The organism is Mediannikoviicoccus vaginalis (assembly GCF_928097925.1).
Classification (GTDB): domain Bacteria; phylum Bacillota; class Clostridia; order Tissierellales; family Peptoniphilaceae; genus Mediannikoviicoccus; species Mediannikoviicoccus vaginalis.
In genome coordinates this window covers 756,903-771,019 of the sequence record NZ_CAKMRI010000001.1, presented here as the reverse complement: position 1 = coordinate 771,019, position 14,117 = coordinate 756,903, and the positions used below count along the sequence as shown (strand labels likewise).

Below are 14,117 nucleotides of genomic sequence, written 5' to 3'. Positions count from 1 at the left end.
CTGGCAGTATTTTTTTACTATTAATTAGAAGCTAGGTTGTCAAAATAGCCTTGAATTAAAACTACAGGAGTACCCTTATCTCCAGAACCTGAAACAAGGTCTGATAGAGAACCTAAAAGGTCTGTCAACTGTCTTGGTGTAGTACCAAGGGATGCGTTGGAGCCCACTAGGTCAGAATCCTTATGGGATATCTTATCCTTTATAGCATCAAGTGCTTCTTCCCCTTGCATATCTTTTAAATCTGTGTCTGCAATGTATTTTATTTTTAATTCATTAGGAGTTCCTTCAAGGCCCTTTGTGTATCCTGGTGATACTACTGGGTCTGCAAGCTCCCAAATCTTTCCAATAGGATCTTTAAATGCACCGTCACCATAAATCATAACTTGCATATTGATTCCATATTTTTCGTTAATGTCCTTTTGTAACTTTTCAACAAACTCTTGAGAGTCTCTTGGGAATAGTTTAATTGAACTTTCAGTTGAAAGGTTTGAACCGTAAACTCCATAAAGTTCGTTGTAACCACTTCCATCAACTGGTTTATCTAAAATATTATCTAAGCTTAAAACATTTTTAACTCCAAGTTTCTTGAAAGTTTCTTTATAGTACACTCTGTCATGAATATTACAAATCAACAATTCATCTGAAAGTTTTGCAATCTCTTCAGGATTGTTAGTGAAGTAAACTTCAATATCTTCGTTTTCTCTATAGCTCTTATATAGTTTTACATAGTCTATTCCAGTAAAGATGTGACGATTGTCTTCTCCAACCAATTCTCTGTACTCCTTTTCGTTAAGGATATCAGTATAGATATTAATGTCCTTGCCGATTAAAAGTGATTTATCAAATAGTGCATTACCAACTTCATCAGAAGGAAAATTGAAAAACACCTTAATCTTCTTATCAGTTTGAGCAATAGCATTCATTATAGTAGAGAATCTATTTCTACTAGTAATAGGGAATACTACTCCTATTTCATTTTCAAATTTTTTGTCAAGGTCTTTTTTTAACTGCTCAATAGTAGCATAATTTCCTTGAGATCTTGCTAGGATGGATTCAGTTATTGCTAAAACATCCATATCTCTGAACTCAATATTATCTTCTTTGTGAATTTTGTCTAGAGTATCTACTAAAATATCATGTAGATTATCTCCGTTTTTTATTATTGGAGTTCTTAAACCTCTTGCTACAACACCTAAATTTCTCATTTTGCCTCCTGCTTATTTTATAATTTGCTTTTCTGTAATAATCATATCCACTGGGATATCAAAACTTTCCGTTGGCAAGCTGTCTACGATTTGGAAGTCGTAGGCAAGCGCAACTACAAATGGCATTTTTTTCAAACCAGAATAAAAGCGGTCATAGTACCCACCACCATATCCAATTCGCTCCATTTTTCTTGTGAAAGCCACCCCCGGAGAAATGACACAATCTATAATACCACTATTTACTGGTTTTCGTAAATTTTTTTTTGGTTCCAATATACCATAGTGACCTCTCTCAAGGTCCTCTGATAGATCATTAATCTGACAAAGGCGCATTTGCATTGAATCCGTATCTACATATGGCACAAATAAATTTTTTCCACTGTCTAAAATCGTTGAAAGAATTTTTCCATTATCAATTTCAGAACCAAAGCTTACATAGCAAAAAATATTATCGTACTTCTCTATAAAGCCCTGATCCAAAAATCTATTTATTATTAATTCGTCCTTTGACTGTTTAACATCAAAATCTAAATCGTCTCTTTGGGCGATTATCTTTTTTCTTATGGCCTTCTTATCCATATTACCACCTCAAGCTAATTATACACTTAAACAGTAGCAAAATAAACAAATTATTAAAAAATTGTAAGAATTTCTTAAAAAAATCAATTTTTTTGTAACCATTTTGTAACTAATATGTATTCCTGTGGTATAATAGATAAGAGATAAGAGGTGATGCTTTGATAAAACTAAAAGATATTAGTAAAGTATATAAGAAAAATATTGTGGCACTGGACAATATCAATCTTGAAATAGATCAGGGAGAGTTCGTTTTTATAATCGGAGAAAGTGGTGCAGGTAAGTCTACTCTTTTAAAGATTATGTTAAAAGAAGAGAATCCCACCAAGGGACATATATTTATGTTCGGCGAAGATGTTACAAAGATTAGGGCAAGACGAATTCCAATGCTTAGAAAACAAATAGGAGTTGTGTTTCAAGACTTTAGACTTTTAGAAAACAAAACGGTATATGGCAACTTGCAATACGCCATGGAAATACTTGGATATTCTAGAAAGCATATCAAGACTAAAATTCCAGAACTATTAGAAGTTGTAAATCTAAGCGGAAGAGAAAAAGCATATCCCCATGAACTATCCGGTGGAGAACAGCAAAGAGTTTCCATAGCTAGGGCGCTCATAGTTGATCCAAAACTTCTTATCGCAGATGAGCCAACGGGAAACCTTGACCCCATAACATCATGGGAAATAGTTAATGCACTAGAAGCCATCAATGAAAAGGGCACTACTGTTATTATGATTACCCACGAAAAGGATATGGTGGATAAACTTAAAAAGAGAGTTGTACATTTGAAAAATGGAAAAATAATAAGAGATGAGATAGGTGGTAAATATGAAGAAGATTAGAGTATTTTTTGCCACACTTAAAGAGGGAATTAAGAGTTTATGGAGCCACAGAGCCATGGGCTTTGCATCAATAGTTTCTATTATGCTTGCGCTTTCCATACTTGGAACAATTCTTATCTCAGCACTTACACTTAATCAATACGTAGTAGATTTAAAGGGAAAAGTAGATCAAGTAATACTTTATTTAAAACCAGATTCAGAAGAAGCTCAAATCGAAGAGATACAAAGAAGTCTGGAAGACAATGAACTAATAAGAAATGTGAAGTTCAAATCAAGTAAAGATGCGCTTGAAGAATATAAAAAGACAATTGGCGAATCCGACAGCTACATACTGGAAGGACTTGAAAAGGCACTGCCTCCTTCATTTGTAGTCTCACTGAAAGAGCTTGACGATGCAGATGCTTTTGCACAGGAAGCCAATGGCATGGAAGATATTGTAAAAGTGGAATACTACAAGGACACCGTAGACAGAGTCATGAAAATATCTAGCTATGTTCATATAGGTGGAGCAGTAGGTGTAGGAGCCCTGGTAATAATATCAATATTTATAATATCAAACACCATTAAATTAACGGTATATGCTAGAAAGAACGAAATAGAAATAAAGAAATATATCGGAGCTACAAATAGAGTCATTACGGGACCATTTATAGTTGAAGGACTAGTCTTTGGACTAATAGGTTCACTACTGGCATTTGTTGCAATCTACTTTGGTTATGGATATATATTTAGTAGGTTTTCCGATTCCGTTCAGAGAACTTTAGCGGGATATTTAATTCCGATGGAGTTTTTGAAGTTAGATATTTTAGTTATATTTTTGACTTTAGGCGGAGGAATTGGTACAATAGGTTCATTAATATCTATAAGAAGGTATTTAAAGGTTTAGGGAGGATAAAATTGGAGAGTAAACATTGTAAAAAGTTATTTACCTTAACACTTGCAGTGTCAATGACAGTATCATCTTGTTTTGCACTTACAAGCAAGTCATTTGCTCAGTCAATCAATGAGATGGAATCAAAAAAGAATAGAGCTATCCAATCAGTTGACGATTTAAGAAATAACATCAATTCACTGGAGTCTGAAAAGAATCAGTTAACAGAAGAAGTGGTTGATTTAGATGCTAAAATTGCGGAACTGGAAAAACAAATCAAAGAATTAGAAGAGCAAATTTCAGAACTTGAAAGTGATATAGAAAAAACTGAAAAGGAAATAGAAGAGCTTGAAAATAAGATTACAAAAAATCAAAAAGAGTTCGAAGAAAGAGTTTCAGTTATGTATATGAATAGCCAAGTTGGCTACCTAGATATAATCTTCTCATCAAAAGATGTGGACGACTTATTATCAAAGGCTTCAACTATGAAGTTCATTACACAATATGACAAAGATGTAATCAACGATTTAAAAGACAACAAATTACTTATCGATGCTAAAAAGGACGAACTAAAGGGTAAAAAGACTGCTCTTGAAGTTACAAAGGCATCACTTAATGATAAAAATGCTGAGCTTTATGAATCAAAGGCACAAAAGTTAGCTCTTATAACTGAAAAGTCAGGACAACAAGAACAAAACTTTGAAGAGATAGCAAAACTTGAAGGAGAAATACAAGAATTAGAAAATAGTATTTCAAAGGAAAAACAAGCCATAGCCGAAAGAGAGAGAAAAGCAAGAGAAGAAGCTATAAGAAAAGCAAACGAAGCAAGAGCGAAGGCTGAAAAAGCACAATACTCAAGCAGAAGTTCAGTTTCTTCAACAACATATCAAAAACCTGCAACATCATACCAAAACTCCTACACAGGAAACTTAGGATCAGGTATGTTAGGATGGCCAGTTCCAGGATCAAGAAGAATCTCCAGTGGATATGGATATAGATCAATTTCAATTCACTCAGGATTCCACACAGGAATAGACATTCCAAGTCCAATGGGAACACCAGCCGTGGCTGCAGAATCAGGTACTGTAATCTTCGCAGGCTATAGCGGAAGCTATGGAAACCTAATGAAGGTACAACATTCAAATGGTATCGTAACATATTATGCGCACCTTTCAGGATTCGTTGCACCGGTGGGAAGTTCAGTATCAAAGGGACAGACAATTGCACTAATAGGTTCAACAGGAAACTCAACAGGACCACACTTACACTTTGAAGTAAGAATAAATGGTGCACATACAAACCCATTAAACTATGTAAGATAATAAAAAACCTCTAGGTTATCCTAGAGGAATTTTTTTACTTAAAATTAGATTTTGTACTAAGTTCTATTCTTGAAACCAAAAGCGGAATTAAGATTAGTTGTATTGCTATTCCAGGGAATGCTTTAACAAAAGAACCTGTAAACCAAACAATTGGATTTGCATCAAATCCAGTCATGGTTTGAATAAGCACAAATACAACAATTGCACCAACCAATCTACCAAGCACTAGAGATGCAAGCAGAGAAATGAATAATCTATTTGTCTTCTTATATAAAAGCCCTGTAAAAAGTCCATAAGCTCCAAGTTCAAATATCATTATATATAGAATAGGCACAGGGGGCATATTGGTTAAAAAGAAATTTAATATTGGAGAAAGCATCCCCACAATAAGTCCATATAGTGGCCCAAGAAGAAGTCCTCCTATGAGGACAGGTAGGTGCATTGGCAAAAACACATTACCAGGAAGGCCTGTAAAGTGAAATATTGCAGGGATTGCTATTGAAAGCGCCAGAATCACTGCGGCATAAACCATTTTTCTAGTATTCATAAAAACCTCCTTTTTAATCAATTATACATAATCCTTTAAGTTTTGTATAATAGATTTGATATGATACAATTCCATTAATGTAAAGGAGGCGTAATGAGACCAAATTTTTTTAAATCTTCAGTTATGATATTTGCCATCGGACTTATATCTAAAGTCATGGGAATATTTAGACAATCATTAATAGGATATTACTATGGCCAGTCAGTTTACACCGATGCATTTAATTATGCCAATGAAATTGCACTAATACTAACCGTAGTACTAAACACTACAATACATTTAGTAATCATACCCATGTTGTCAAAGACAAAAGAAAATTATAGTTCAGAAGAAGGGGAAATCTATTTTAGCAAAATTGTAAACCTTGTAACTTTAATAAATATAGGACTAGTTCTATTCGTTATTATATTTGCCAAGCCAATGGTGAACTTAATAATTCCAAACTTTCCAAAGGAATATTTAGATCTAACGGTGAAGATGGTAAGAATAATTGCGCCATCCATAATATTTTTAGGACTTTGTTCATGCTTCGGGGCATACTTAAACTCATTAAATATTTTTGCTCCATTCGCAGCCCTTGGAATAATAGTGAACTTAACATTCTACATTGGACTTTTGGCCCTAGGAAAATTTAACAATATAATAGATTTATCATATATAGCAACAGCAGGTTCCCTGGCACAGGCGATATTCTTGTATATTTTCCTAAAAAGACAAAAATACAAACATAAGATATCATTAAAAGATGACAAGGGATATATAAAAGAGACAATGTATCTAATGCTTCCACTAACATCGAAAGAGATGATATCACAAGGAGCAAATGCAGTAATAAATAGTATAGTATCTGGCCTTATGGAAGGAAGTAAGACAATACTTAGAACATCCTACAACCTATTTGGTGCGGTGCTATCACTATCCATAACATCAGTATCAACGGTGTTATATCCGTCCCTAGCAAAAGCATTTAACTCAGGAGATAATAAATTTATAAAGAAAGTCATCGACAAAGGCATAGTGGTGATCATAATGGTACTAATACCATTTACCTTTGGAGTTATAATTTTAGCCAAACCCCTTATAGCTTTTATATATGAAGGAGGGAAATTCACAAGAGAAAACACAATCCTAACAGCAAATGCCCTTCGACTCTACGCGGCAGGATTCACAGCGGCGGGACTTAGAATTTATCTAAACAGAGTTTACTTTGGACTACAAGACACAAAGACACCCTTTGTAAATCAAATAATAACCAGCGGAATATACATTATACTAAGCTTTATCCTAACAAAAACATATGACTACAAAGGCGTGGCAATAGCATTTACAATGTCATGTATAATAGAAGTGCTAATACTAATTGCGCTATTAAAAAAGAAGATAGCAGAACTAGATTTGAAATACTACACAACGAGCTTTATAAAAGTGACACTTGGTTCAATTGTAATGGCAATAGCAGTATACTATCTGGACATAGGATTAAAAGGAATACTTCCAAGTACAAAGAAAATTATTTTACTAAGACTTCTTCTACTGGCATTAATAGGAGCGACAATCTATTCAATAGTACTATACTTCCTAAAGCTAGAAGAATTTAACGAATTAAAAGCCGTTGTAAAAAAGAAGTTAAAAAAAGATAAAAAAAGACTTGACAATGATAAATAAAGTTGGTATTATAATTAGGCACTCAGTTGAGTTGCCTTTTTTTAATACAAAATTTTCGAAAGAAAAAAATAAAAAAAGCTTGACAACGAAAAATCTACATGCTAGACTATAGAAGTTGTCACTCAAAGCGAGTGCAAAAGAACCTAAACAAGTAAAAAGTGTAAAAAACTTTTGAGTAAGTACAACCAAACAATTTCGGTGAAAAAAATAAAAGTCAGCGAGAGCTGATCAAACATTTAATAGAGAGTTTGATCCTGGCTCAGGACGAACGCTGGCGGCGTGCTTAACACATGCAAGTCGAACGATGAACCTCGAAATGACATCTTCGGAAGGATTTTTGAGAGGATTAGTGGCGAACGGGTGAGTAACGCGTGAGCAACCTGCCTTAGACAAGGGGATAGCCTCGGGAAACCGTGATTAATACCCTATGAGACTCCACTTACGAGTGTAAGAGAAGTTAAAGCTATTGCGGTCTAAGATGGGCTCGCGTCTGATTAGCTAGTTGGTGAGATAAAAGCCCACCAAGGCGACGATCAGTAACCGGCTTGAGAGAGTGAACGGTCACATTGGAACTGAGACACGGTCCAAACTCCTACGGGAGGCAGCAGTGGGGAATATTGCACAATGGGGGCAACCCTGATGCAGCGACGCCGCGTGAGCGATGAAGGAATTCGTTTCGTAAAGCTCTGTCCTTGGAGAAGATAATGACGGTAACCAAGGAGGAAGCACCGGCTAAATACGTGCCAGCAGCCGCGGTAATACGTATGGTGCGAGCGTTGTCCGGAATTATTGGGCGTAAAGGGTACGTAGGCGGTTTAACAAGTCAGATGTTAAAACTTGAGGCTTAACCTCATGTTGCATTTGAAACTGTAAAACTTGAGTAGTGGAGAGGAAAGTGGAATTCCTAGTGTAGCGGTGAAATGCGTAGATATTAGGAGGAATACCAGTAGCGAAGGCGACTTTCTGGACACAAACTGACGCTGAGGTACGAAAGCGTGGGGAGCAAACAGGATTAGATACCCTGGTAGTCCACGCTGTAAACGATGAATGCTAGGTGTCGGGAGTCAAATCTCGGTGCCGAAGTTAACACATTAAGCATTCCGCCTGGGGAGTACGGTGGCAACACTGAAACTCAAAGGAATTGACGGGGACCCGCACAAGCAGCGGAGCATGTGGTTTAATTCGATGCAACGCGAAGAACCTTACCAGGGCTTGACATATGGGTGAAAAGTATAGAGATATACTCCTCTCTTTTAGAGACATCCATACAGGTGGTGCATGGTTGTCGTCAGCTCGTGTCGTGAGATGTTGGGTTAAGTCCCGCAACGAGCGCAACCCCTATATCTAGTTGCCAGCACTAAGGGTGGGGACTCTAGATAGACTGCCGGTGACAAACCGGAGGAAGGTGGGGATGACGTCAAATCATCATGCCCTTTATGTCCTGGGCTACACACGTGCTACAATGGCAAGTACAGAGGGAAGCGAAGCAGCAATGTGAAGCGAATCTCAGAAAGCTTGCCCCAGTTCGGATTGTAGGCTGCAACTCGCCTACATGAAGTCGGAGTTGCTAGTAATCGCGAATCAGAATGTCGCGGTGAATGCGTTCCCGGGTCTTGTACACACCGCCCGTCACACCATGGGAGTTAGTAATACCCGAAGCCAGTGACCTAACCAATGGAAGGAGCTGTCGAAGGTAGGATTAATGACTGGGGTGAAGTCGTAACAAGGTAGCCGTATCGGAAGGTGCGGCTGGATCACCTCCTTTCTAAGGAGTACAATAGAGTTTTTTACACTTAACTTAGGTTCAAACCTTTTAACCATGTGGGGGTGTAGCTCAGTTGGGAGAGCGCCTGCCTTGCAAGCAGGAGGTCAGGAGTTCGACTCTCCTCATCTCCACCATATGGGCCTGTAGCTCAGGTGGTTAGAGCGCACGCCTGATAAGCGTGAGGTCGGTGGTTCGAGTCCACCCAGGCCCACCATATAGAACATTGAAAACAGAATAATAGATAGACAAAAGCAAGAAAATGGAAAAGTAAAAATATTTCCGGTCAAGCGACAAAGGGCATAAGGCGAATGCCTTGGCACTAGGAGGCGAAGAAGGACGTGACAAGCAACGAAAGCGACGGTTAGGAGCAAATATCCAGCGAGCCGTCGGTATCCGAATGGGGAAACCCACTTAGACAAACTCTAAGTATCTGTAGCCCAACCAATTAAGCTACAGAAGCGAACCGGGCGAACTGAAACATCTAAGTAGCCCGAGGAAGAGAAAGAAAACTCGATTCCCCCAGTAGCGGCGAGCGAAGAGGGAAGAGCCCAACTTAAGGAAAAGATAGGAAGAAGTTAGAAGAATCAGCTGGAAAGCCGAGCCAAAGAGAGTGACAGCCTCGTAATCAAAAACAGACACCTACACCTTAGAAAGAGTACCACGGAACACGAGAAATTCCGTGGGAATACGGGAGGACCACCTCCCAAGGCTAAATACTACCTAGTGACCGATAGCGAATAGTACCGTGAGGGAAAGGTGAAAAGAACCCCGGGAGGGGAGTGAAATAGAACCTGAAACCTTATGCCTACAAGCAGACAAAGTTTAGTACTTTCGAGTACTGGATGATGTCGTACTTTTTGTAGAACGGGCCAGCGAGTTACGATATGCAGCAAGATTAAAGATTTAAGATCTGAAGTCGTAGAGAAATCGAGTCTTAATAGGGCGTAAGTTGCATGTTGTAGACCCGAAACCAGGTGATCTATCCATGTGCAGAGTGAAGTAGAGGTAAAACTCTATGGAGGCTCGAACCGGGTAACGTTTAAAAGTTATCGGATGACATGTGGATAGGGGTGAAAAGCCAAACGAACTTGGAGATAGCTGGTTCTCCTCGAAATAGCTTTAGGGCTAGCCTTATCGTAGTAATTGAAGGGGGTAGAGCACTGAATAGTCTAGGGGCATATAATGTTACCGAAACTTATCAAACTCCAAATACCATCAAATTAGCGATAGGAGTCAGACTATGAGGGATAAGCTTCATAGTCGAAAGGGAAAGAGCCCAGACCACCAGCTAAGGTCCCAAAATATAGATTAAGTGGAAAAGGATGTAACACTACTCGGACAACCAGGATGTTGGCTTAGAAGCAGCCATACATTTAAAGAGTGCGTAATAGCTCACTGGTCAAGTGGTGATGCGCCGAAAATAAACGGGGCTAAAATCTAATACCGAAGCTGTGGATGCGCATAAGCGCGTGGTAGAGGAGCATTGTGTAAGGAGCGAAGACAAGCTGCAAGGCGAATTGGACCAAACACAAGAGAGAATGCTGGCATGAGTAGCGAGAAGGTGAGTGAGAATCTCACCCGTCGAAAGCCAAAGGGTTCCTGGGGAAGGCTCGTCCACCCAGGGTAAGTCGGGACCTAAGCCCAGGCCGAAAGGCGTAAGCGATGGACAACAGGTAGAAATTCCTGTACTATCTCAAGCGTTAAGAGAGAAGTGTTGACGCAGGAGGATATGTGAAGCGTGCGAACGGTAGAGCACGTTCAAGTAAGTAGGAGGTAGAAGTAGGCAAATCCGCTTCTACAAAACTTCGAGATACGATGAGGAGCGAAAAACAAGTAGTGAAGTCACAGATTCCACACTGCCAAGAAAAGGCACTATCCAGCAAAGAGATACCCGTACCGTAAACCGACACAGGTAGGCGAGGAGAGAATCCTAAGACGCGCGGAAGAACCTTTGTTAAGGAATTCGGCAAAATGACCCCGTAACTTCGGGAGAAGGGGTACCGAGAATTGTATATGTTAAACACAAAAAGCAAAACTTGGTCGCAGAGAATAGGCCCAAGCGACTGTTTACCAAAAACACAAGTATCTGCTAAATCGAAAGATGAAGTATAGGTGCTGACACCTGCCCGGTGCTGGAAGGTTAAGGGGAAGACTTAGCGCAAGCGAAGGTTAGAACTTAAGCCCCAGTAAACGGCGGCCGTAACTATAACGGTCCTAAGGTAGCGAAATTCCTTGTCGGGTAAGTTCCGACCCGCACGAAAGGTGTAACGATTTGGGCACTGTCTCAACAAAGGATCCGGTGAAATTGTAGTAGTCGTGAAGATGCGACTTACCCACGGTAGGACGGAAAGACCCCGTGGAGCTTTACTGCAAGCTGACATTGGATTTTGGTATTGAATGTACAGAATAGGTGGGAGACTGAGAAGTTAGGTCACAAGACTTAATGGAGTCCCAAGTGGGATACCACCCTTTCAATGCTAAAGTTCTAACTTGGCACCTTGAAACAGGTGTGAGGACACTGTCAGTTGGGCAGTTTGACTGGGGCGGTCGCCTCCTAAAGAGTAACGGAGGCGTTCAAAGGTTTCCTCAGAATGGTTGGAAATCATTCAAAGAGTGCAAAGGCAAAAGGAAGCTTAACTGCGACACCGACAAGTGGAGCAGATACGAAAGTAGGACTTAGTGATCCGGTGGTACCGAGTGGAAGGGCCATCGCTCAACGGATAAAAGCTACCCCGGGGATAACAGGCTTATCTCCCCCAAGAGTTCACATCGACGGGGAGGTTTGGCACCTCGATGTCGGCTCGTCTCATCCTGGAGCTGGAGAAGGTTCCAAGGGTTGGGCTGTTCGCCCATTAAAGAGGCACGCGAGCTGGGTTCAGAACGTCGTGAGACAGTTCGGTCCCTATCCACCGTGGGCGTAAGAAATTTGAGAGGAGCTGCTCCTAGTACGAGAGGACCGGAGTGGACAGACCGCTGGTGTATGAGTTGTACCGCCAGGTGCACAGCTCAGTAGCTACGTCTGGAATGAATAAGCGCTGAAGGCATCTAAGCACGAAGTCAACCTCAAGATGAGATTTCTTTGTAGAAATACGAGAGAAACCAGGAAGAAAATCTGGTAGATAGGTCAGAGGTGTAAGAGTAGTAATACTTTAAGCTAACTGATACTAATATATCGAAAGCTTGACCGGGAATATTGTTACTTTTCAAAAGTTGCAAAAAATGGGCGAAGATAGCGGAAGGGATACACCTGTTCCCATCTCGAACACAGAAGTTAAGTCTTCTAGCGCCGATGGTACTATGGGGGAGAGCCCATGGGAGAGTAGGTATTCGCCCGTCTATAATCCTAGGTAGCTCAATGGTGGAGCACCCGGCTGTTAACCGGTAGGTTGTGGGTTCGAGTCCCACCCTGGGAGCCAACCATGCCGGAGTGGCGGAACTGGCAGACGCACAGGACTTAAAATCCTGCGATCCTTAAAAGATCGTACCGGTTCGATTCCGGTCTCCGGCACCAAGGCAATATGACGCGGGATGGAGCAGTTCGGTAGCTCGTCGGGCTCATAACCCGAAGGTCGTAGGTTCAAATCCTGCTCCCGCAACCATTGAGTATATAGATGTTAGTTAGAGTATTCTACAACATCTTTTTTTATTGTTTAAAAGATTGAAGTTATGCCATTTTTAAATTAAAATAGATTTATGTTAGATATAAAATAGGAGGACAAAGATGCTTACTGTCAATAATCTTTCGGTGGCTTTTCCTGATAAAAAGTTATTTGAAGATGTTAATTTAATATTTAGTGATGGAAATGTTTATGGTGTTATTGGTGCAAATGGCGCTGGTAAATCTACATTTCTTAAAATTCTAAATGGAGAAAAGGAACCTACTACGGGAAATGTAACCATGGGTCTAGATGATAGACTTAGTAAACTTAATCAAGATCACTTTGCTTTCGAAGACCATAAGGTAATAGACACTGTAATCATGGGCGACAAGGAATTATATGACATTTCTGTAGAAAAGGATTTAATTTATTCTAAAGAGGAATTTACTGAAGAGGATGGAATCAGAGCCGCGGAGCTGGAAGGAAGATTTGGAGAGTTAAATGGATATGAAGCGGAAGGTGAAGCTTCAACAATCCTTCAAGGTCTTGGTATAGATATTGAAAAGCACGATCTATACATGAGGGACTTAATAGAGGCGGATAAGGTTAAGGTTCTTCTTGCGCAAGCGCTATTTGGTAAGCCTGAAATACTTTTACTTGACGAGCCGACAAATGGTATCGACTTCAAGGCAGTTAAGTGGTTAGAGGAGTTCCTTTTCGATTTTGAAGGTATAGTAATTGTCGTATCCCATGATAGATATTTTTTAAATGAAGTATGTACTCACATGGTTGATATTGATTATGGAAAGATTAGAATGACCCTTGGTAACTATGACTTCTGGTATGAGTCAAGTAAACTTGCTGAGAAGATGATAAAGGATGCTAACAGGAAGAAGGAAGAAAAGATTAAAGAGCTGGAAGACTTTATTAGAAGATTCTCTGCCAATAAATCAAAGTCAAAGCAAGCTACTTCAAGAAAAAAATTGTTAGATAAGATTACTCTTGATGACATTGCACCATCCCTTAGACGTTATCCATTCGTTGGTTTTGAACTTTCAAGAGAACCGGGAAATGAAATTTTGAATTTTGAAAATCTAACAATTAAAAATGATGATAAATTTCTTTTAAAGGATTTTGATTTAAGGGTTTTAAAGAATGAAAAAATTGGTTTTATTGGAAATGAAATTGCAATAACTGAACTTTTTGAAGTTATTACAGGAAATAGGGAAGATTATGAAGGAACATACAAATGGGGTCAAACTATATCCTATGATTATTTTCCAAAGGACAATACAAAGTACTTTGATACTGAAGGATTAAATCTACTGGACTGGTTGAGACAGTACTCCACAGAAAACTCTGAAATATTTATTAGGGGTTTCTTAGGCAAGATGCTATTCTCTGGCGACGAAGCACTTAAGGATTCATCAGTTCTTTCAGGGGGAGAGAAGGTTAGAATGATGTTCTCAAAGATGATGATTGAGCCAAGAAATATGCTAATCTTTGACCAACCGACAAACCACTTAGACCTTGAGAGTATCGAAGCTGTTAATAATGGATTAATTGCATTTAAAGGAAATATTTTATTTACTTCACTGGACCACCAATTCACATCATCAGTTGCAAATAAGATTGTAGAAATATTTGATGATGGAAGTTATAGAGTTGAAGAGGGAACATATGAAGAATATATAGATAAATACCTGTCATAAGCGGGTATTT

The 14,117-nt window shown here is 39.2% G+C and carries 8 protein-coding genes, 5 tRNA genes and 3 rRNA genes; 13 read left to right on the top strand and 3 right to left on the bottom strand.

Going from position 1 to position 14,117, the window contains the following annotated elements:
• Positions 1 to 20: 20 nt before the first annotated feature.
• A complete protein-coding gene (locus L6651_RS03790) occupies positions 21 to 1,205 on the bottom strand; it encodes a coenzyme F420-0:L-glutamate ligase (RefSeq protein WP_237036687.1) in 1,185 nt (394 codons plus the stop codon).
• A 12-nt stretch (positions 1,206 to 1,217) separates the two neighbouring features.
• A complete protein-coding gene (locus tag L6651_RS03785) occupies positions 1,218 to 1,784 on the bottom strand; it encodes a 5-formyltetrahydrofolate cyclo-ligase (protein ID WP_237036686.1) in 567 nt (188 codons plus the stop codon).
• A gap of 158 nt (positions 1,785 to 1,942) precedes the next feature.
• Here L6651_RS03785 and ftsE point away from each other — a divergent pair, with 158 nt between their 5' ends.
• The 3 genes from ftsE to L6651_RS03770 are packed head-to-tail and all read left to right on the top strand — an operon-like array spanning position 1,943 to position 4,819.
• The gene (gene ftsE / locus L6651_RS03780) at positions 1,943 to 2,626 is read left to right on the top strand and encodes a cell division ATP-binding protein FtsE (RefSeq protein ID WP_237036685.1); all 684 of its coding nucleotides are present in this window, start codon (positions 1,943 to 1,945) and stop codon (positions 2,624 to 2,626) included.
• Positions 2,613 to 3,512, top strand: coding sequence for a permease-like cell division protein FtsX (gene ftsX, locus L6651_RS03775; protein ID WP_237036684.1), 900 nt, complete (start codon positions 2,613 to 2,615; stop codon positions 3,510 to 3,512). The genes ftsE and ftsX overlap by 14 nt, the downstream gene beginning before the upstream one ends.
• An 11-nt stretch (positions 3,513 to 3,523) precedes the next feature.
• Positions 3,524 to 4,819 carry a murein hydrolase activator EnvC family protein gene (locus L6651_RS03770; protein WP_237036683.1) on the top strand — a complete coding sequence of 432 codons (1,296 nt, stop codon included), beginning with the start codon at positions 3,524 to 3,526 and terminating at the stop codon, positions 4,817 to 4,819.
• Positions 4,820 to 4,853: 34 nt separating this feature from the next.
• Here the strand turns inward: L6651_RS03770 and L6651_RS03765 are convergent, their stop codons facing one another.
• On the bottom strand, positions 4,854 to 5,366 hold the full coding sequence (locus tag L6651_RS03765; RefSeq protein ID WP_237036682.1) for an ECF transporter S component: 513 nt from the start codon (positions 5,364 to 5,366) through the stop codon (positions 4,854 to 4,856).
• A 93-nt stretch (positions 5,367 to 5,459) separates the two neighbouring features.
• Here L6651_RS03765 and murJ point away from each other — a divergent pair, with 93 nt between their 5' ends.
• From murJ to L6651_RS03715, 10 genes are all read left to right on the top strand, one after another.
• Positions 5,460 to 7,031: a murein biosynthesis integral membrane protein MurJ gene (murJ, locus tag L6651_RS03760; protein ID WP_237036681.1), complete on the top strand. Its 1,572-nt coding sequence runs from the start codon at positions 5,460 to 5,462 to the stop codon at positions 7,029 to 7,031.
• A 236-nt stretch (positions 7,032 to 7,267) separates the two neighbouring features.
• Positions 7,268 to 8,796: ribosomal RNA gene (locus L6651_RS03755) — 16S ribosomal RNA — on the top strand.
• 58 nt (positions 8,797 to 8,854) lie between these two features.
• Positions 8,855 to 8,930: transfer RNA gene (locus tag L6651_RS03750), tRNA-Ala, on the top strand.
• A gap of 3 nt (positions 8,931 to 8,933) precedes the next feature.
• Positions 8,934 to 9,010, top strand: a tRNA-Ile gene (locus L6651_RS03745).
• Between the two features lie 67 nt (positions 9,011 to 9,077).
• Positions 9,078 to 11,984: ribosomal RNA gene (locus L6651_RS03740) — 23S ribosomal RNA — on the top strand.
• A 31-nt stretch (positions 11,985 to 12,015) separates the two neighbouring features.
• Positions 12,016 to 12,132 (top strand): 5S ribosomal RNA (rrf, locus tag L6651_RS03735).
• Together the 16S, 23S and 5S rRNA genes with 5 tRNA genes alongside form the textbook arrangement of a ribosomal RNA operon.
• Positions 12,133 to 12,137: 5 nt before the next feature.
• Positions 12,138 to 12,212 (top strand) — tRNA-Asn (locus tag L6651_RS03730).
• A gap of 5 nt (positions 12,213 to 12,217) precedes the next feature.
• Positions 12,218 to 12,307, top strand: a tRNA-Leu gene (locus tag L6651_RS03725).
• A gap of 11 nt (positions 12,308 to 12,318) precedes the next feature.
• A tRNA-Met gene (locus L6651_RS03720) sits at positions 12,319 to 12,395 on the top strand.
• Positions 12,396 to 12,517: 122 nt separating this feature from the next.
• Positions 12,518 to 14,107: an ABC-F family ATP-binding cassette domain-containing protein gene (locus tag L6651_RS03715; RefSeq protein WP_237036680.1), complete on the top strand. Its 1,590-nt coding sequence runs from the start codon at positions 12,518 to 12,520 to the stop codon at positions 14,105 to 14,107.
• Positions 14,108 to 14,117 lie beyond the last annotated feature (10 nt).